Genomic DNA, 20240 nt, shown 5'->3' on the forward strand with positions numbered 1-20240 from the left:
TATATCTCACATTCATTGGGTAATTGCCTCCTGAATGCTTTTTAATATGTTACTTCCACTTGAACCGGAATTGTGATGTGACTGGTGGAAGTGTCTCCTTTTTTCCCTGTATTTATCCAGTGTAACTATGATCGGAGGGAAGATCACAAATGTTGCAAGTAATGCAAGTATTACATCCATTACCGTGATAACTCCAAAGTTACTGGTAATTGAGAATGGTGAAGCTATTAGTGCTGAGAAACCAAATACTGTTGTAAGACCTGATGTTACAATGGCCTTTCCGATCTTGACACTTGCTTCCTGCATTGCTTCTTCCGGACCTGCGCCTTTTTCCCTTTCTTCAAAATAACGCTCCATCATAAGGATGGCGTATTCCGAACCAACACCAAGGATCAATGCTCCAAGTGTTGCAGTCATTGGTGTATATTCCATTCCTGTATAATACATGAGTCCTCCAGACCATCCTACAACTATAATCATGGTCAGAACAGGTGTAAGAGCCTTGAGAATATCTCTGTAAATTACCAAGAGACCCGCAAATACCAGCACGATACCAAGCATTGTCATAAAGACCCTGCCTGAGGTCAGAGCAGATATTACCTCTACATAGACCATTGAGTGACCGGTTATTGTTACATGCACACCTGGAGGTGGGGCCATCCATTGAAGATCCTCTTGAACAACATTTGAAAGAGATTCTATACCCTCAAGACCAAGCTCACTCATTGCATTACCAATGTTCAGGTTCAGCATGATTATTGAATTTCCGTTCAGGTAAGCATCTTTTTGCATTTCTGGTAGCTGATCATATATCGCCTGTACTTCATCTGAACTATCTGGGATTTTACCAGAATTTGCTTCTTTTACAAGATCAACAATACTGGAGGAATCTTGTATGTGACTTCTACCTGCAACTTCATGAGCAGAGAATTCATCGATCCATTTCAGAAGTTCCGGATCACTATTATCATCTGTTTTTATGATGAGATTTAGCTGGTCAGATCCTCCGAGGATCTCCCCCATATGTTGTAGATCAAGCAGAGCAGGCATATCCTGAGGAACAAAGGTTTGAGTATCCGTCTGAATACCTACAAGATTATCTGCGTAAAGACCACCAATACACAGTAAACCTGCAATAGACAATATAAGAATTGGATTTCTCATTGAAAATGTAGACATTCCCTTCAAAGCCTTTTCGAGGAAATCCGGCTCATGTTCTTCATCAATAATGACGTGGGTATGAGTTTCATGGTGTGCTGAATTCTTTTTTAAACCGAATCTACCAAGTATGTTCCACTTAGATATCTTATCGAATCCATAGAGCACAGTAACTCCCAGGAATAAAGAAGAAATGAAACACATTACTATTCCTATCATCAGAAGCTTTCCGAAATCCTGGATCATTGGAACTGTAGAAGTGAACAATGAGAAAAATCCAAGAGCTGTGATAATAAGTGCTATCAATACTGCCGGACCGGTATGCTTGATAGTGTCAATGACAGCTTCTTCATCCGTTTCACCACGTTCAAGTTCTTCTTCTATCCTGTTATGGAACTGAATGGCATAATCAATACCAAGTCCAATCAGAACGGGGAACGCAGACATTGATACCATTGACATTGGAATATTAAGGAATCCCATTGCACCGAAGGTGAATATTATACCTACCAGTACTATTGGCAGCGGAAGTAACCTCCACCTTACATGTTTGAACACCAGATATAGTACTACTACCATCAGAAGAATTGACAACAAAAGAAGTATACCCATACTTGTGTTCATCTCTTCATTCATGGCAATACTAAAAGCAGGATTCCCGGTTACAATTATGTTATAATCAGCAGGGAAATTTGCAAGCTCAATGGAAGTTTCTGTTTCCCTGAGAATTTCCTCCTGAGTAGAATCCGATGAGGTTCCTTCCAGGACAACAGACATTATAGCATGTGTGTTATCCGGCATGAGTGCACTGGGCATGGAGCTATCAATTATCCCGTCAATCGTTTGCGGATCGTCAGGAATTGTACTTCTGCCGGTCATCTGATAATTAACTTCTTTTATAACAGTCGACGGCGAAGTCACTTCCACAACGCCGGGTATGTTCTGAACTGACAGGTATGCCCTATCAAGGGCTTTCAGAAGCTCCGGTTTTGTAACATCACTACCTTCAACCATTACAACAATGGACTCAGTTCCAAAAAGATTCAGGTAAAGGTGATCATAGTCCTGATAAAGCTTTGAACTTTTCTCGACAAATGTATCCGTACCTGAAGCCATTCCAATTAACTGAGCACCCTGAAAAGAGATAATTATCAGAAGTAGTGCTATCATTATAATTGGAACGGTATTATCCTCTACGAAAACACCCAGCTTTTGAAAGATGTTTTTTATGATAAACACTCCTTGTGATTAATTATTATTACAAAAAAACTCTGTACGAGTTGTTTTAACATGTCGATAAATAGCCAGTTTAATATATAAGGGTTTTACCCTTTAATAAACTAGTGAAAAGTGTATTTGGTAATATTTATTCTTAACAACATATCAATTAACCCATTTTTTAATACAAGCAAAAAAACAGGGTTGAGACATCCTGAAGAGGATGCCTCGTTGGGGGTTGGATAGGGTGGTACTAACATACACGCATTGCGTGCTGTTGATGGTACACAAAAATATGTACAGCATTATTAGTTAATAAACCTTGCGATAAATAGTCAAAATAGATTTTTTACATGCGATGCTAGAACATCAAAGAACATATTTGTGCAATAGAAACTTAACCTCAATATGAAAAGCAATGATATAACTAAGAATATACAGCTTTTAACAAAAGAATCATGATACTTTACAGCTCTTGTATATACAGGTGCATATATAACGATTTCACTCTAAAAAAAACACATAATAAGTTACATTGTAATAATATTTACTCTTGATTGTTGCAAAAATGCCTGTCAGAAAGTTTAAAACCAGTGTCATGACGGTTATCTTCCATTAATGAATTCAGATCGATCTTATTTTCCTGAATCCAGTTGTTATCAAGGCATTTTATAGAAATCTCTTCAATATGAGATTTTAATATATCTACTGAAGATTCTGTTTCAGATGATGTAGCTGACCTTTGTTTCATTTTGAAACACCTTCTAATTAAGCAACGTAACATTACAAATACATGACTATGTATCGTCAAGAAGGACTATGTTCAAATAGGATATAAATCTTGCCGGTAAAAACATCTTTATAGTTGTTTTAACAAACAAATTATAAATATACAGCTTTCAAACTGAAAAAATAAAACGTGATAATATGGACCATGAAGGATCATTAAGAGACCTGGGGCTTACTAAATACGAAGCCTCTGCATATTCTACATTACTAAAAGAAGGAGTAACCGGCGCACAGGAACTGTCACGCAAATCAGACATACCTGTTGGAAAGATCTATGAAGTTCTTTCAAACCTGAACAACATGGGACTTGTTGAGTTCCAGAGATCAAGACCCCGAAAATATAGGGCTGTTAAACCTTCCATTGCTCTGAATAATCTTTACACCAAAAAAGAAGAGGAAACAAAAAATGAACTGGAGAACTTCAAACTTAAAGTCTCAGAACTTGAATCCAAATTCTCCGATATAACACAACCTGAACATACGGAACTTCAGTTTTGGGCTACATCAATAGGTGAAGAAGACATTATCAAGAACATAAAAAATATGCTTGATGAAGTGGAAACTGAGATATTACATGTAAAATCAGCAAAACTCTCAAATTTAATTCGTAAAGGAAAACATATTGATCCTAATAAATTCATGCCTACTGTGATTGATGAATTTGTCAAGGCTGCAAAAAAAGGAGTGAAGATAAAAATCATTTTTCCAGAAGATGCACTTGCCTATCTAATGGAAGATAGGTTTAAGCACATTAAAGATCCACATGACAGAGAAACAATCAAAAATAATATAGATGCAAAAGCTTTAGATTGTGATTATGATTTCAGACTTATTGACGATTATATAACACACATATCAATTCCAGACCCATTAAATCCTGACGAGCTATTCGGCGAACTGAAAGTATACGACAAAGAATATGCAGCAAAACTGAAAGATAAGTTTGATGAACTCTGGAGAAAGGGAAAAAAGATGAATTTCAACTTTTGACCCATGAAGATATTGAAAAATGATTAATTCAATGATCAGTTCAATTTTGCAAAAAAAAAAGAATTTGTTGGTTGCAAATTGCAACCAAATCAGAGTTTATTTTCTTATTGACTTGTGTATTACTCTGTAGAACTTACCTCAACAAGCAGGTCCGCACCATCGCTGTCAACACGGACAGTAGAGCCTTCCGGAACCTCACCTGCAACAATAAGCTTTGCAATCCTTGTTTCAACCTCGTTCTGAATGACTCTCTTAAGTGGTCTTGCACCAAAGGTTGCACTATATCCTGCTTCAGCAAGATACGTCTTTGCAGCATCCGTAAGGTCAAGGTTAATACGCTTGTCCTTGAGTCTTTCAGCAAGGTCTGCAACCTTGATGTCAACGATCTTTACAAGCTCTTCCGGCTTAAGTGCATGGAAGAGAGCGATCTCATCGATACGGTTGAGGAACTCCGGCCTGAAATATTTTCCAAGCTCAGTCATTGCACGCATCTGAAGTATGTTGTAATCCACATCCTCCTCTTTCTCACCAGACTTCAGGAGTTCGGTAAGATCACCTGCAAAGATGTTGGATGTCATTATTATCAACGTGTTCTTGAAGTCCACGGTCCTGCCCTTGGAATCTGTCAGGCGACCATCATCAAGGATCTGCAACATGACATTGAACACATCCGGATGTGCCTTCTCGATCTCATCGAAGAGTACAACGGAATATGGTCTTCTGCGTACAGCTTCTGTGAGCTGGCCACCTTCATCGTGTCCTACATAACCTGGTGGTGCACCGATCATCCTTGAAACAGTGTGCTTTTCCATATACTCGGACATGTCAATACGTACCATGTTGTTCTCATCATCGAACAACTCTGCTGCAAGAGCCTTTACAAGCTCGGTCTTACCAACACCAGTCGGACCAAGGAATATGAAACTTCCAATCGGACGTCTCGGGTCCTTGATACCTGCATAGTTGCGTATGACCGCATCTGCAACTGCCTTTACGGCTTCACTCTGACCGATGATACGGTTGTGAAGGTTGTCCTCAAAGTGCACAAGCTTCTCACGCTGCCCTTCCATGAGCTTGGTTACAGGTATGTGAGTCCACTGGCTGACAACATCAGCAATATCCTCTTCACCGACTTCCTCATTCAGAAGCATTTCACCCTGCATATCCTGAAGCAGTTTTTCCTCTTCAGCATACTGATGTTGCAGTGGAATGAGTGTTCCGTACTTTAGCCTGGATGCAAGTTCAAGATTGTTATCATTCTCAGCAAGTTCAAGTTGGATCTTTGTGTCCTCTATCTCCTGTTTCAGTGAACCAAGCTTTGAGATGGCTTCCTTTTCGCGATCCCATCTTGCTCTCATAGCATCGGATTCAGCCCTGATGTCTGCAAGTTCCTTCTCAAGGATCTCCAGACGATCCTTTGAAGCTGCATCCTTCTCTTTCTTCAGTGCCTCGCGCTCGATCTCAAGCTGCATGATCTTACGATCCGCCTCATCAAGTTCAGCAGGCTTGCTGTCAATTGCAGTTCTCTTTTTTGCAGCAGCTTCGTCCACAAGGTCGATTGCCTTGTCAGGAAGGAACCTGTCTGCAATGTAGCGGTTACTCATAATTGCAGCAGCTACAAGTGCTGAGTCCTTAAGACGTACACCGTGGTGTACCTCATATTTCTCCTTCAGTCCACGAAGGATGGAAATTGTGTCCTCCACAGTTGGCTGCTCGACAAATACCGGAAGGAACCTGCGTTCAAGTGCAGCATCCTTTTCAATATACTTGCGGTACTCGTCAATGGTTGTTGCACCGATACAGTGAAGCTCTCCACGCGCAAGCATTGGCTTGAGGAGGTTTCCTGCATCCATAGCACCTTCTGTGGCACCTGCACCTACGATTGTGTGGATCTCATCAATGAAGAGAATGATCTGCCCCTCTGAGTCTGCGACTTCTTTAAGCACAGCTTTGAGCCTTTCCTCAAACTCACCACGGAACTTGGCACCTGCAATAAGTGCACCCATATCAAGAGCTATGATACGCTTGTCCTTCATGGCATCAGGAACATCCTTCTTGGCAATACGCTGAGCAAGTGCTTCCACAATTGCAGTCTTACCGACACCGGCCTCACCGATGAGTACAGGGTTGTTCTTCCTGCGGCGTGAAAGGATCTCAACTGAGTGCCTGATCTCCTGATCTCTTCCGATAACAGGGTCAAGCTTACCCTGGGCTGCAAGTTCTGTGAAATCAATTCCGTACTTCTTCAGTGGTTCCATTGTATCTTCCGGATTTTCTGAGGTTATTCTTCTGTTCCCCCTTACCTGCTTTATTGCTTCAAGAAGCCTGTCACGTGTAACACCCTCACTTGCAAGTATCTTACCACACTGGCTATCCTTTTCCTTTACCATTGCAAGAAGGAGATGCTCGACACTTACATATTCATCCTTCATTTTGCCGGCTTCCTGTGAAGCAGCATCAAGGACACGTCTCATGGTCTGGGTCATGTAGACCTGATCCCCTCCCGGACCTGAGACCTGTGGCTGGTTTGCAAGCTGAGCCTCAACTTTTTCCTTTACGCGGTCCACCGGCACTTCCATATTCTGAAGTAAGGTTGTTACCAGTCCTCCGCTCTGCTCCAGCAATGCAAGAAGCATATGTTCGCAATCTATCTGCTGATTTCTATATCTTGCAGCAATTGTACTTGAACCCTGGATGGCTTCCTGGGCTTTCTGTGTGAAACGATTAAGATCCATTATCATAAACTCCCCGGGATTGACATTTCCCTTTTATTAATTTTTAATTTTAACTTAAATCCTTTTTGACACGTTTTTCTGGGCCATGTCTGAACCCGGAATGAGTAAATAAAAAACATGATAGCAAACGGCCATTGCCGCAGCTATACAGGAATGTTACTCACTTATGAACCCATCTATTCGATGAGTATCTTTTTGTTTTCTTCAATCTGCATCTTTGGCAAAGTTACGGAAAGCACACCATTCTCAAGTTTTGCCTTTGCACCTTCGACAGAGACTGCATTTGGTAAGGTCACAGTCCTTGAGAATGAACTGTAAGTCCGCTCCCTTCTAAGGTAGCCTTCGTCCTTTTCCTCATTTACAGAGTTTCTGTTTGCAGATATAGTCAGCATGTTATCACTGACATCAAGGTCAACGTCACCTTTCTCAACTCCCGGGAGATCAGTGGTCACAAGTAATTCGGAACCTTCGTCCTTTACATCCACAAGTGGTGCAAGTATTCCGGTTTCTGACCATCTCTCCCCGAAACTTCTCTCTTTGAACATGTTGTTCAGCATATCCTGCATCTGCACGATCTCTTCCATAGGGTTCCATAATCCACCCCTTGCAGGTGTCACTTTTGTCAGACCAAATCTCATACTATCACTCCTTTTCTCTCATGGATATTTTGTTGTTCTTTGCTCGTCAGGCTGTACAATTCTTTTTTAAATTTACTGTGATTTTCAGTTAAATTCGAAATGTCGGTTCTCCACCTCTTTTTTCTCTTTTGTGATATTTGTTGAATAAATAAAGATAAGAGAACGATCAGATTATGATCGCAGACGTTCTCTCATCCTTCTCATCGTCAAAGTCAGCTACAACCGCCTCAGTTGTCAGGATCATAGCCGCAATGGATGCGGCATTTTGTAATCCGCTTCTGACAACCTTTGTCGGGTCAATAACACCAGCCTCAAAGAGGTCTTCAAAGACATCTTTCTTGGCGTTGTAACCGTACTGCTCATTAGACTCACTTCTGATCTGTGCAATTATCTCAGCGCCATCCCTTCCGGCATTCAGTGAGATCTGACGGATAGGTTCTTCCAGCGCACGTTTGACAATCTTAAGACCAATTTCCTGCTCACCTTCAAGTTCCAGACCGTCAAGCACAGATATTGCACGGAACAGTGAAATTCCACCGCCGGCAACCACACCTTCCTCAACGGCAGCCTTTGTAGCATTAAGGGCGTCATCGATCCGCATCTTCTTTTCCTTGAGTTCGGTTTCTGTTACAGCTCCTACCTTAATGACAGCTACGCCGCCGCCAAGTTTTGCAAGACGCTTTTTTAGTTCTTTCTTCTTGAACTCTGCATCTGTGACATTGATCTGTGACTCGATAAGCTGCATTCTCTTTTCGATTTCAGCTTTGTCACCTTTGCCTTCGATGATGGTTGTCTTGTTCTTGTCGATATTGACCTTGCGTGCAGTTCCAAGCATGTGTTCTGCGAATTCCTCGATCTTCATTCCCTTATCTTCGCTGATCACCATACCGCCTGTGAGAATTGCAATATCCTCAAGCATTGCCTTTTGCTCATCTCCGAATCCCGGAGCCTTCACAGCACATACACGCAGTGAACCGCGAATGATGTTCAATATCAATGCGGCCTGTGCGTCGCCTTCGACGTCCTGTGCGATCATGACAAGTGGTCTGCCTTCCTTGGCAACCTTCTCAAGCACAGGGATGATCTGGCTCATAGTGTTGATCTTGCGATCTGTTATCAGGACGTAGGGGTCCTCGAACTCACAGGTCATCTTCTCCTGGTCTGTTGCCATGTATGGTGACACGAAACCGCGGTCAAACTGCATACCTTCCACAACTTCGAGGTGTGTTTCCATGGTTTTGGAATTCTCAACTGTGATCACACCGTTGTAACCCACTTTTTCCATTGCATCTGCAATGAACTCACCAACAACCTCATCGTTGTTTGCTGAGATTGTCGCAACCTGGAGAATTTTTCCTTTATCCTTTACATCCTTGCTCTTTTCCTTGAGGCTTGCAACGACCTTTTCGGTTGCTTTTTCAATGCCTTTTTTGACCTCTATAGGATTTGCACCGGCACTGATATTCTTTAATCCTTCTCTTATCATTGACTGTGCAAGCAAGGTTGCAGTGGTCGTTCCGTCACCAGTATTGTCCTGAGTTTTTGATGCGACCTCTTTTACAAGCTTTGCACCCATGTTCTCGAACTTATCCTTAAGTTCAATCTCTTTGGCAATGGTCACACCATCATTGGTTACAACCGGACTGCCTGGTTTGTCAAGGACAACATTACGACCCTTTGGACCAAGTGTGATCTTCACAGTGTTTGCTACCTTATCTACACCACTTAACAATGCCTTACGTGCATCCTCATCGAACATTATCTGTTTTGACATAGATATTTCCTCATCAGTTCCCTTAGTATTGCTATTCCTCAACTACTGCTAAGACATCCTTGAAATCAAGGAATATATGAAGTTCACCATCAATGTCTATCTCGTCACTCTTGTAACCGCCGTAGATAACACGTTGGCCGGCTTTTAATGGAAGTTCTTTGCCGTCCTCATATGCTCCCACTGCGACTATGATTCCTTCTTTTTTCTCTTCCTGCGCGGAATCAGGGATGTAAATTCCACTTTCAGTGACCTCTGCCTTTTTTACAGATTTAATCAAGACTCTCTCACCAATTGGCCTGATAATCATCGTTTATTTTCCTCCAATTATCATCTAACCGGAAAGTTCCGGTTAACTGAGCAATAATATTCCACACTTCATATATAAACTTTTTGCAAAAAATGGCTTTTTTCTCGTTTTTATCGATATCATTTCGATTTTACACAGATAAGATTATATACGACATGCAAGATAGACTAATCCTATGCCACAACAGATAATCCTGATAAATCTGGAAAAGCCCAGGGAAAAAAAGCTGGAAGAAGATATTCGCTGGTTCTGTAACAGTTTCGGATTATCTTCCGGAAGGGACACAGAAAATCTTGCTACACAGATAGTACTTGATCTTCTTCAGCAGCTGGCAGAAAACCAAGATAAGATATCATCAGATATAATAGCCAGGAGTATTGAGGTCAACCAGTCCAGAGTGAACCACCACATAAGGAACCTTATCAACTCAGGTCTTATCTACAGGGAAAAAAGAGGGTTGTACATTCGTGGAGGAAGTCTTAAGGCCGCAGTACAGGAAATGCGAAAGGATTCCGAGCGTATTTTCCAGGAACTTGAAGAAATAGCCGAAGAAATTGATGAACAGATGGGTCTGAAGAACAGATGAACCATCTTCACTCATTTATTTTTATGAAAAGCGATTTATTGCTCAAATTCAGAGTTTATCGTGAACCCAGAAGTCGCCTTCAATGGTATACTCTTTTTTCCAAATTGGAACGTCTTCTTTTATGCGCTCAAGTGCAGCGATGAGTGTCTGGAAAAGCTCCTGCCGGTGAGCGGCAGCTACGACTATATAAACAATGTCCTCGCCCGATCTTATCAATCCAGTCTTGTGATGGATCAATACATCAATTATGTTGTCTTTCTGTTTCATGTCAAAGCATATCTTTTCAATAGCCCTGTCGGCAACACCTTCATATTTTTCAAAATCGATGGCAGTTGTTTCCACATTATCATTGATACGGCGGACTATTCCGGTAAATGTTGCGATACCTCCAGAAAGGCGCATATCAGGATTGGAGCGTACTTTTCTGATAAGAGAGTCCAGTGTGACCCATTCAGGCTGGTCAAGGATAAGCTCCACAACAGGAGCAAAATCCCAATCTGACCTTTCAGGTAGTTTGACAAGTATGTTAGAAATTTCATCAGATACTTCCGGTTCACCAAGGAAGATCTTCGGAAGATCACTGCTTTTTGCACCTTCAACTATTGCAAAGTCTGCTCCGTTGTCTGCAAGAGAGTTCAGGGCGTCCTCAAGAGTAGGATCTCGCTTTATAATTACAAGCTCAGTGTCTGTTATTGCTGCAACCAGATCAGCGCCTGCATCAAAGTGTTTACCCGTGTCAGTGTCCTGGGGATTAAAACGATGATGCAGCATCTGTTTTACAGTTCCAACTTTTCCATGTTCTGAAAGAGCTTCTACAAGGCGGGTGACCAGAGTTGTTTTGCCTGAGTTCTTATATCCTGCAACACAAATGACTTTCATAAAGGGAATTATGGAGAGTCATTCTATAAGTACACAGCGCAAACAGCAGCCAGCACATTCATACAAACTATTTTTTAGATTTAGAGTAAATTATAATATGATAATTACGATTAATTTATATCCTTGAATTTTGTACCCATAACAATGAGTGAGTACAAGATCAGTATACATGATATGCCAATGGACGAACGGCCCAGGGAAAGACTACTGAAATATGGCCCTGAGGCACTTTCAAATGCAGAACTGCTGGCAATAATCCTGAGAACCGGATCACAAAAAGAGAATGTTGTTAACATGTGCAGCCGTATTTTCTCAGAATATAATATCAAGCAACTCAGCCAGGCCAACATTACAAATCTCACCAAAATTCACGGTATTGGTACTGCAAAGGCATCACAGATAGCTGCTATCTTTGAACTTGCCCGCAAACTTGAAGGATTCTCCGACGAACCGAAAAGAAAGATAAGGTCACCTGCAGACGTCTATTCAATTCTTTATCCCGGAATGCGAGAACACAAGAGAGAAAGACTTGTAGCGCTTTTGCTTGACACTAAGAATCAGGTGATCCGGGAGGAACTTATCTCTATCGGCAGCCTGAATGCAAATATAGTTCATCCAAGAGAAGTTTTCAAGGCAGCACTCATGGAATCCTGTGCTTCAGTTATTCTTTCACATAATCATCCATCCGGCGACCCTACACCAAGCAGAGAGGATATTGCAGTTACCGAGAAACTTGTTGAAGGTGGTAAGCTTCTTGGCATCGATGTGCTGGATCATGTGGTTATAGGAGACGGAAGATATGTCAGTTTGAAGGATGAAGGGTATGTGCGATAAATATCTGACAACTCAGCAGACCATCCGGACAAACAAAACATTTAAGGTATTGACTTGCATTTAAGTCCCAAATGAAAGAGATTGAACTTAGTGACCCCTATATCACTCCATACAGGGGCATATACGCAATATGCGACAGTAAAAACGAATATGCTGAGATCATTGAGCATTCGAACTGTTATGGCGGTGCTGCATGGTCTAAGTTCCATTATTCTCACTCGCCGCTTATCCTTGATACACGTTCCATAGGGAACATGATAAGATACATCGTAAAGACAGGCACTTCAACCCTTGAGCTGAAACCATCCACAGCAGCTGCAGGAATTGAGTCCGTGGTAGTGGAAGGAGATGAAGTCCACATTACCTATGCAGGGCTTGGAGGGGGCGGAGTGGGTGCCACCAAATGCAGGGCATTTGCCGACGGCGTGCTTCGCTGTAACTACACCGAATCTGGCGGAGGTCGTGCTGCAAAAGGTACCATCGTAGTTCCTAAAAGGGAAAGAGTGCTCATAGGGATCGATGACACTGACACCAAGGAAGAAGGTGCTACCTGGACACTTACCCACAATATGGCAAAGGCACTGGACTGTAACGAATCAATTTACCTGTCACACTCACTAGTACAGCTTTTTCCGGTATCCGCAAGAACCCAGAATTGTGTTTCCACGGTTCTTGAATTCGGATGTGTGGATGAAAACGCAAAGCAGGAATTGCTTGAAAGTGTTAAGGCAGCCCTCCTGAAATACAGTGTTTCAGATGAGACCGGAATGGTTGTACTCTCAGACTTTGATGCAAAAAAGATAAATGAATATAGCACAAAATGTCGTAGCGGAGAGCTTACAAAAGAATACGCCATCCAGTATGCAAAAGATAACGGTGTTGATATCTGGCTTGACGGCAACGGTGTCATAGGTGCTCTTGCATCACTGGCATGGTTTGCACAACCAGATGAGTCAGTCAAACTGAAAGCTCAACTTGAATAATCAATATTAACCAATATATGACTAACAATGAGGATATAACCGGCCTTGAAGCAATTTTCCTTGCAGCACTTGACAGCAATGTGAGGTTCATTACTGCTGTTGCCGGATATCCCATGACTGCAGTTGCAGACTACTTTTTTGAGAATAAAGATCCCAGTAACTGCAATAACTATAATATTCACTGGTTCACCAATGAGAAAGCAGCCATGGAAGCTGCACTTGGAGCATCAGTTACCGGACGTCGCTCCATGGTGATGGTCAAGCACGTAGGAATGAATGTGCTTTCCGACCCCCTTATGACAGCAATGATGCACACTATCGGTTCAGGGCTTGTGATACTTGCAGGCGATGACCCGGCAGCAAAAGCATCACAGAACGAGCAGGATTCCAGATTCTACGGAGCTATTGCCGAGACTGCTGTCTTTGACCCTGCAACACCCCGGGATGCTTATGATTCACTGAGCAGGGCTTTTGAACTCTCTGAGGAAGCGAAGGTACCTGTTATTATGAGAATTACCGACAGGCTTGAAAAGGAAAAACAGAAGGTCAGCAGGTCACAGATAAACTCAAAAGCAAAACAGGAAGAAAAGCTTCTAGACAGGGACATCTGGAAACTTACCATGCATGGTAAACACCAGAGATTCCATATTGAATCTGAACCTATCCTTATTCATGAAGCTGAGAACTCACGTTCCAACCATATTTCAATCAATAGTGACAAAGTTGGAATAATCTCATCAGGTTATCCTTCGCTAATTGTAGATGAGATACTTTCCACGCAGGTAGTTTATTCTTCTTATTCACACTTGGGTCTTGGAATGGTTACGCCATTTCCTGTGGAACTGATTAAAAGTTTCATAGAAAAACATGAACGCATACTTGTTGTGGAAGAAAGTGAAGCTTTCATCGAATCACAAATCAGGACAGGCTGCGACAGTATCCTTGGAAAAAGGACCGGCCATCTGCCTTTTGGCATGACAGAAAAGGAACATGTTGAGTTTGCTTTTGAGAACATCGATAATGACAAAGTCTCAAAATACACAGATATTCAGACTATTCTCAGCAGAGGCTCAAGACCAATATGCAGTGATTGTCCGTTCATGCCACTTTACAACATCCTCCACGACATTCAACCCGTTGCAGGTGATATGGGATGCTCCATACGTACAGCACCCGACCCATTAAATGCAGTTGATACAGGATTTGCACTTGGTGGTGCAATATCAACTGCCTGTGGTTTTCCAGGAAAGGGAATAGCAGTTATCGGAGACTTCGGGCTTGCACATTCCGGTATTATCGGACTCATTAACGCAGTTGATGCTGGCTTTGACATCCTTGCGATCATACTTCAGAATGATGTTGCTGCAATGACAGGAGGACAAAGTGCACCTGACCTGAAAGGAGTTGTAACATCACTTGTATCTGATACAACCTGCATAAATATCGATGAGATGCAGGATTTGGAAGGAAAAGAAGCTTGCTCAGAAAATATTAAAGATATGATACAGAAAAAATTAAACACAAAGGGCGTTTCTGTGATCTATATTGAAGGCAAGTGTACAAAAAACTAATTGTTTGATGTTTCAAATTTGTTGTTTAAAACAAATTGTTTGAAATTTATAGTTTTAAGTTTATAATTTAAAATTTCAAACAGAAGTTATTAGCGCTTATTCTTGAAATTGACATTTAAACCCAGAATTTTGCTTGAACCTGAATGGATATCACGTGCGATCTCTGCACAACCAATAGCAGCACTCCATCTGTCAAGTACATGGGCTTTAACGTCAAGATGTGTTTCTATCTTTTTCACGACCTCAGGAACCTCGCCAACGGAACCTTCGATAATAACTTCACCAACGGAACCGTACTCCTTCATCAGAAGCTGCATACCTGCAATTTCCATGGCTGCAAAAAGTGCGATACTATCCATGGCCAACATGGCCTGAGAATCCCCATCTTCTGCCGCTTTAATGAGTTCATGTCTATCTGAGAAAGAAGTGTGTTTGAGAACACCCGAATTTACAAACGCCTCATTAGCACTTATCTTGCCTGCATCAACATCCCTGAGAGCTTGCACATCCAGTGGCCCATGCTGCAATCCCGGAGCAAATATACAGGCATCTATGGCACCGATAAGTTTTCCGTTTGCAACCGCCACAGTAACAGTATTCGAGCTTATATCGGAAAGCACAAAGTCACTGAATCCAAGAGCAAATGCATGGTAAGCGATACCTATTTTTTCAGGACTGGTGGAATGTGAGAAAATATTGAGGCGGGAGTCTGTGTCGCTGTTTTCATGGATACCCGGAATAACAACAGCAGGAATAGCAGAAGATCTTATGGAATCAAAAACAAGACCCCCACCACCTGTTTTCTTACCGGCACCTTCTATACTCTTGACACCACGGTTTTTAACAGTAGCTATGTCCTCTATATCCTTTATGCCATCCCCCATTGAATAGGTCACAGCCATGAGGGAAATATCTGAAGAACTTATCCCGAAAGCAGTTTCCATTGAAGATATAAGCTGGGACTGAGTCATCTCGGCAGCATCAGTCCTTGGAATCTCAAGTCTCAGCACCTTCCCGTCAGGAAAAAGTGCAGCAAAACGCATTGCAGTGGTACCATGATCTATTCCAATGAACATAAATTTCACCTTAAATATCTGATAATAATGAATTAAGCTCTTCCATTACATGTTCACCTTCCTCAAAACTGCCCACATTTGTGATAATGCGCAGTTCCTGGAAAGATGTACCGTGTGAAAGAAGAAGTCGCAGGTTTCCCCTGTCATCCGGCCTCTGTACCCTGGCAGTTAGTTTTCCACCGGAATTACTTTTTCCTTTAACAGTGATCACAGAAGGGATCATTTTTTTGACAGAAGGATGCTGACTCAGCAAGGACACTATCTTTTTACCTGCACGTCCGCCAATAATAGTAGTATGAGAACCACCGAGTTTGCACTCTGGCTTGCGAACTCCTTTTGAATTGATAGTATCCGTCATTTCAATTGGAATGACAACAGGTCATATAAAATATTAGTGGTTCAGTCCTGCACCTACTTACAAAAACAGGAAGAGAGCATGAATCATAAAATTTTTTAATATCACAACGATATCGGTAATTTTAGATCAAATATCGTACCTGATGGAACGTTAGTGCGAAGGGTTACTTCGCCACCATAGCGTTCAATTATTTTCTTTACAATATACAGACCAATACCTGTGTGGCCGCGGGAACCATATTTGAAATTCTTATCAAATACCATGGACTGAACCTCCAGAGGAATACCTATACCATCATCTGCAACTGAAACTTCACAGAAGTTCTTATTTCCCTTTATTGAGACATCTATTCTGTCAGCATGTCCATGAGTAATCGAGTTAGAGATCATATTGTCGAAGACCGAATACAAAGCCTCATCACCTGCTACCATGCAATTGCCTTCAAGACAAAAGTCCACATCATAATTCTCCAGAACTGAAGCAACCACTCCTCTCAGATTAAAGGATTTCAAACTTTCATCAGAGAATAGAGCAGATTCAAGTTCTTGCATCCTTGTCATCAACTGAACACATTTATCCACACTCTTTATGGCTTTTTTAGCTATATCCCAGTTCTCATCAGTCACCATCATGTCAAGTGACATCCTCACAACAGCAAGGTCATTGGAAATATCATGACGAAGAATGCTGTTTATTACCCGCAGGAACTCATTCATTTCAGCCTGCTGGTACTCAAGTTTCTTACGCTGATCAATATCATGAAAAACAAGTAAAAGGTCGCTATCCTGGTTAGCATTACCTTCTATTCTAGAAATATTCATCTCAACATGCTGTTCACAACCATCATTATGAACAAGTATCACATCTTGGCAAAAAGAACTGCCACCTTCTACCAGGCCCATCATTTCCCTGAAATCACAAACATCATCAACATCTGCATAACGAATACCGATCAAAGCGCATATATCACCTTCGATATTTGAATGACCTTTTATTTCGAGCATCCTTTTGAAAGAGTCATTTATGAACTTTATTTTTCGGTCAGGACCAATTATAGCTATTGAATCAGTGATATTGCCTATTGTTTGCCTGAATCTTTTGTTCTGAAATTCGATCTGCAGGTTCTTTTTAATAAGCTCACGCTGGATATTGACAAGCTCATTGTTAAGCATGCTGAGCCTATCATAAATGCTTTGTCCAGGAATAGTGAGACTGCAACATGAATCATATTCAGGCTGTCTGTTCAATCTTACATGAGATTCAGAAGTTATTAATTTCATATTCATTTACCTTTTCCCGGAACATCATGTCAATATACTACGCTCATGATACTTCCTGTCTACTTAATCCATCGACCAGTGTATCCGCAATTTCAACTGCTTTCCGGGCATTGCGAGCATAAGCATCAGCACCTACTTTTTTCCATAGATCCCGGTCCACATTGAAAGGATATCCACCCACAATTATGAGAATATCATTGATCCTTTCATCTTCCCTTATTCGTCTTATGACATCACTCAGCATATTCAGATGGCCTACCATAGTAACAGATAAAAGTAACAGATCTGCCTGAACTTCAGCAACCGTGCGAATAATGCTCTCCACAGGAGTATTTGCTCCCAGATAACAAGTGTTCCAGCCTTCCATCTCAAAAAAGTCTGCAACCATTCTCATTCCCATCTCATGAAGTTCGGTTCCGACACATGCAGCCACTACACCATGCTTATTGCCCGACCTGGAAAGAACATAAGGATAGAGTTGTGCCATTATCTTCTGTGTTGCAGCGGTGCAGAAATGTTCTTTTGCAACACTGATAGAATTCAGTTGCCATAGCCTTCCTATTTCTAATTGGGAACACTGGAAGATATTGAGATATATATCCTTTATATCTATTCCCTGTTCCACTGCCTGAATTATGAGTCGGTATGCTCCCTTTTCATCATTTTCAAGCAGAAAAGAATTGTATTCTTTTACAAGTGAAGGTAGCTTGCTTTTTTCAAGATAGCAGGACAATACGGGTGTATCTGACAATAGCCTATCTTTTCCACTGTCAAGTATATCAAAAAGTATCTTTGAATTATTCAGATCATCTCTTGATCCAAGAACCTCTCTGATCACGTCAAGATTATCAAGCATATAAGAAGAAGGAAGACCAAGATGTTTAAAGAGAATTTTTAACCAATCAATATATGCCATGAAAAGTTCAGGACTTTCATACTTACAGGCATTTTCAAGAAAGATTAGATGATGTTTTACATCAGCGATGCTTTTCTTTTTCCCTGAACTGCCATATTTTAAATATAGATCAGGAATTCTTTCATAATGCAGATCTACAATTTCATTTGCAATCTGATCAAGCTCATTCAACAAACATGTTGACAGGTCCCCTTCTTCCAACATGTCATTTAATTAGAACATATTAATATATATAGTTCTCTATATCAATAATATAATAGTGTTAGAATGAAATAAGAACAAACGACAGATTGAAAGAAAAATATTATGGAAAAAAGCAAATTAAAGAAAATATATTCAGAAAATCAGATTTCCTGAATATCTGCCATATCGATGAGCTTTACACCTGCGCCGTTAAGGACCTTGATAGCTCCCTCAATATCATTGACCCTGAGGATAAGAAGTGCCTTCTCGGTCTTTGTAACAAAGGCATAGGCATAATCAATGTTGATACTCTGACCACCAAGCACATCAGCGATCTTACCCAGGCCCCCAGGAACATCTTCCATTTCTATACCCAGAACACTGGTCTCAGAAACCGTAAATCCTGCATCATGAAGAACTTCATGAGCGAGGTCCGGCTTGTCAACTACCATCCTGATGATACCGAAATCCCCGGCTTCAGCAATAGTAAAAGCTCTTATGTTAATACCTGCATTCCTGAAGTTTGTTGCAATATTGGCAAGGCGACCTGGCTTGTTCTCAGCGAAAAGTGATATCTGCTTGATTATTTTTTCTTCCATATTAACACCTGCATTTTTATTAGAAGTTATGTGGCATAAGCGTTTATAGCTTTCTGTTGTCTATCACTTTTTTGGCTTTACCCATTGAACGTGGGATCGTTCCCTTCTCAACAAGCTCGACCTTAACTGCCAGATTAAGCACGTTCTTAAGAGCAGCCTGAACCTTCTTTTCAAGATTGATCATATCATTAACCTTGTCACTGAATGCTTCATCAGTCATCTCAATCTGAATTGTCATGATATCAAGTTCATTCACCCTGTCCACGATTATCATGAAGTGCTCCCCAACTTCAGGAATTGTCATCAGTACAGATTCTACCTGTCCTGGGAATACATTGATCCCACGCACGATAAGCATGTCATCTGCACGTCCAAGTACCCTCATGATACGTGGGTGTGTACGACCACATTTGCATGGTTCCTTGTTAATGATAGTGATATCACCAATGCGATACCTGATAAGTGGAAGTGCTTCCTTTGCAAGGGTTGTGATCACAAGCTCTCCGCGCTCACCATCGCCTAACTGCTCACCTGTTGCAGGGTCAATTACTTCGAGAAGGAACATGTCAGCCCAGATGTGGATACCTTCCTGGAACTGGCATTCAGTACAGAGAGGACCACTGAGTTCTGAAGTACCGTAGATGTCGTAGGCTTTGATACCTGTTGCTTCCTCGATCCTTGCTCTCATTTCCTCTGACCATGGCTCTGCACCGAAGATCCCGGCCTTAAGCTTAGTGTCATTCTGTATGCTGATACCATTCTGGTTTGCAACTTCACTCATGAAGAGGAAGTAAGATGGAGTACAGGCAATTGCTGTGCTGCCAAGATCCTGCATAAGCTCAAGCTGTTTTTCGGTATTTCCAGAACTTGTAGGAAGAACTGTAGAGCCCACTTCTTCAGCACCGTAGTGCAGTCCCAATCCGCCTGTGAAAAGACCATATCCATAGCTTACCTGAATAATATCCCCACGACCCACACCAATTGAGGTGAGAGCTCTTGCAAGGGATGTGTTCCATGCCTGGATATCATTCTTTGTGTAACCTACAACAGTTGGCTTTCCAGTGGTTCCTGAGGATACATGGAAACGTGTAAGCTGTTCGTTAGGAACACAGAACATTCCTGTAGGATACGTATCTCTTAGATCGGACTTGTATGTGAAAGGTAATTTTTTCAGGTCATCAAGTGTCTGGATGTCTTCAGGTTTGACACCTGCTTCATCAAATCTCTTTTTGTAGAAATCCGAGTGCTGGTAGACATAGTTTACCAGGTTTTTGAGTTTATTCTCCTGCATCCTCTCCAGTTCATCAACTGGCATCCTTTCCATCAATGGGTTCCAGTATTCTATCATCTAATTGCCCCTTTATCA

18 protein-coding genes are annotated in these 20240 nt (G+C 41.5%); 5 read left to right on the top strand and 13 right to left on the bottom strand.

The window, feature by feature from the left end; translation table 11 throughout:
- Window positions 1-12 precede the first annotated feature (12 nt).
- Window positions 13-2328, bottom strand: coding sequence for an efflux RND transporter permease subunit (locus BLP52_RS07070; protein ID WP_091709783.1), 2316 nt, complete (start codon window positions 2326-2328; stop codon window positions 13-15).
- A 595-nt stretch (window positions 2329-2923) separates the two neighbouring features.
- A complete protein-coding gene (locus BLP52_RS07075; protein WP_091709784.1) occupies window positions 2924-3127 on the bottom strand; it encodes a hypothetical protein in 204 nt (67 codons plus the stop codon).
- Window positions 3128-3303: 176 nt separating this feature from the next.
- Between BLP52_RS07075 and BLP52_RS07080 the strand changes: the two genes are divergently transcribed.
- Window positions 3304-4155: a TrmB family transcriptional regulator gene (locus BLP52_RS07080; RefSeq protein ID WP_091709785.1), complete on the top strand. Its 852-nt coding sequence runs from the start codon at window positions 3304-3306 to the stop codon at window positions 4153-4155.
- A 119-nt stretch (window positions 4156-4274) separates the two neighbouring features.
- Here BLP52_RS07080 and clpB read toward each other — a convergent pair whose 3' ends face one another.
- From clpB to groES, 4 genes are all read right to left on the bottom strand, one after another.
- Window positions 4275-6896 carry an ATP-dependent chaperone ClpB gene (clpB, locus tag BLP52_RS07085; RefSeq protein ID WP_274377642.1) on the bottom strand — a complete coding sequence of 874 codons (2622 nt, stop codon included), beginning with the start codon at window positions 6894-6896 and terminating at the stop codon, window positions 4275-4277.
- Between the two features lie 170 nt (window positions 6897-7066).
- The gene (locus BLP52_RS07090) at window positions 7067-7528 is read right to left on the bottom strand and encodes an Hsp20/alpha crystallin family protein (protein WP_091709787.1); all 462 of its coding nucleotides are present in this window, start codon (window positions 7526-7528) and stop codon (window positions 7067-7069) included.
- Between the two features lie 166 nt (window positions 7529-7694).
- On the bottom strand, window positions 7695-9302 hold the full coding sequence (gene groL, locus BLP52_RS07095) for a chaperonin GroEL (RefSeq protein WP_091709788.1): 1608 nt from the start codon (window positions 9300-9302) through the stop codon (window positions 7695-7697).
- Between the two features lie 31 nt (window positions 9303-9333).
- Window positions 9334-9609 carry a co-chaperone GroES gene (gene groES, locus BLP52_RS07100; protein ID WP_091709789.1) on the bottom strand — a complete coding sequence of 92 codons (276 nt, stop codon included), beginning with the start codon at window positions 9607-9609 and terminating at the stop codon, window positions 9334-9336.
- A gap of 175 nt (window positions 9610-9784) precedes the next feature.
- Here groES and BLP52_RS07105 point away from each other — a divergent pair, with 175 nt between their 5' ends.
- A complete protein-coding gene (locus BLP52_RS07105; protein WP_091709790.1) occupies window positions 9785-10195 on the top strand; it encodes an ArsR family transcriptional regulator in 411 nt (136 codons plus the stop codon).
- A 48-nt stretch (window positions 10196-10243) separates the two neighbouring features.
- Here the strand turns inward: BLP52_RS07105 and BLP52_RS07110 are convergent, their stop codons facing one another.
- The gene (locus tag BLP52_RS07110) at window positions 10244-11074 is read right to left on the bottom strand and encodes a molybdopterin synthase (protein ID WP_091709791.1); all 831 of its coding nucleotides are present in this window, start codon (window positions 11072-11074) and stop codon (window positions 10244-10246) included.
- A 144-nt stretch (window positions 11075-11218) separates the two neighbouring features.
- Here BLP52_RS07110 and radC point away from each other — a divergent pair, with 144 nt between their 5' ends.
- The 3 genes from radC (at window position 11219) to BLP52_RS07125 (ending at window position 14462) form a co-directional block, all read left to right on the top strand.
- A complete protein-coding gene (radC, locus tag BLP52_RS07115; RefSeq protein ID WP_091709792.1) occupies window positions 11219-11908 on the top strand; it encodes a RadC family protein in 690 nt (229 codons plus the stop codon).
- A gap of 71 nt (window positions 11909-11979) precedes the next feature.
- The gene (mmp11, locus tag BLP52_RS07120; RefSeq protein WP_091709793.1) at window positions 11980-12891 is read left to right on the top strand and encodes a methanogenesis marker protein 11; all 912 of its coding nucleotides are present in this window, start codon (window positions 11980-11982) and stop codon (window positions 12889-12891) included.
- A gap of 17 nt (window positions 12892-12908) precedes the next feature.
- Window positions 12909-14462: a thiamine pyrophosphate-dependent enzyme gene (locus BLP52_RS07125; protein WP_091709794.1), complete on the top strand. Its 1554-nt coding sequence runs from the start codon at window positions 12909-12911 to the stop codon at window positions 14460-14462.
- 89 nt (window positions 14463-14551) lie between these two features.
- Here the strand turns inward: BLP52_RS07125 and BLP52_RS07130 are convergent, their stop codons facing one another.
- The 6 genes from BLP52_RS07130 to BLP52_RS07155 form a co-directional block, all read right to left on the bottom strand.
- Complete coding sequence (locus BLP52_RS07130; RefSeq protein WP_091709795.1) at window positions 14552-15538, bottom strand: methanogenesis marker 12 protein; 987 nt, start codon at window positions 15536-15538, stop codon at window positions 14552-14554.
- Between the two features lie 10 nt (window positions 15539-15548).
- Window positions 15549-15896 (bottom strand): DUF2103 domain-containing protein, encoded by a 348-nt coding sequence (locus tag BLP52_RS07135; protein ID WP_091709796.1) that lies wholly within the window; start codon window positions 15894-15896, stop codon window positions 15549-15551.
- Between the two features lie 101 nt (window positions 15897-15997).
- On the bottom strand, window positions 15998-17068 hold the full coding sequence (locus BLP52_RS07140) for an ATP-binding protein (protein WP_162272952.1): 1071 nt from the start codon (window positions 17066-17068) through the stop codon (window positions 15998-16000).
- Window positions 17069-17219: 151 nt separating this feature from the next.
- Window positions 17220-18296: a cobalamin B12-binding domain-containing protein gene (locus BLP52_RS07145; RefSeq protein WP_091709798.1), complete on the bottom strand. Its 1077-nt coding sequence runs from the start codon at window positions 18294-18296 to the stop codon at window positions 17220-17222.
- Between the two features lie 140 nt (window positions 18297-18436).
- Complete coding sequence (locus tag BLP52_RS07150) at window positions 18437-18874, bottom strand: ACT domain-containing protein (protein ID WP_091709799.1); 438 nt, start codon at window positions 18872-18874, stop codon at window positions 18437-18439.
- Window positions 18875-18917: 43 nt separating this feature from the next.
- Window positions 18918-20222 carry a phenylacetate--CoA ligase family protein gene (locus BLP52_RS07155; RefSeq protein ID WP_091709800.1) on the bottom strand — a complete coding sequence of 435 codons (1305 nt, stop codon included), beginning with the start codon at window positions 20220-20222 and terminating at the stop codon, window positions 18918-18920.
- Window positions 20223-20240: the final 18 nt, after the last annotated feature.

Origin of the sequence: Methanolobus vulcani, assembly GCF_900100715.1 — an archaeon.
In the GTDB taxonomy this organism is placed as follows: domain Archaea; phylum Halobacteriota; class Methanosarcinia; order Methanosarcinales; family Methanosarcinaceae; genus Methanolobus; species Methanolobus vulcani.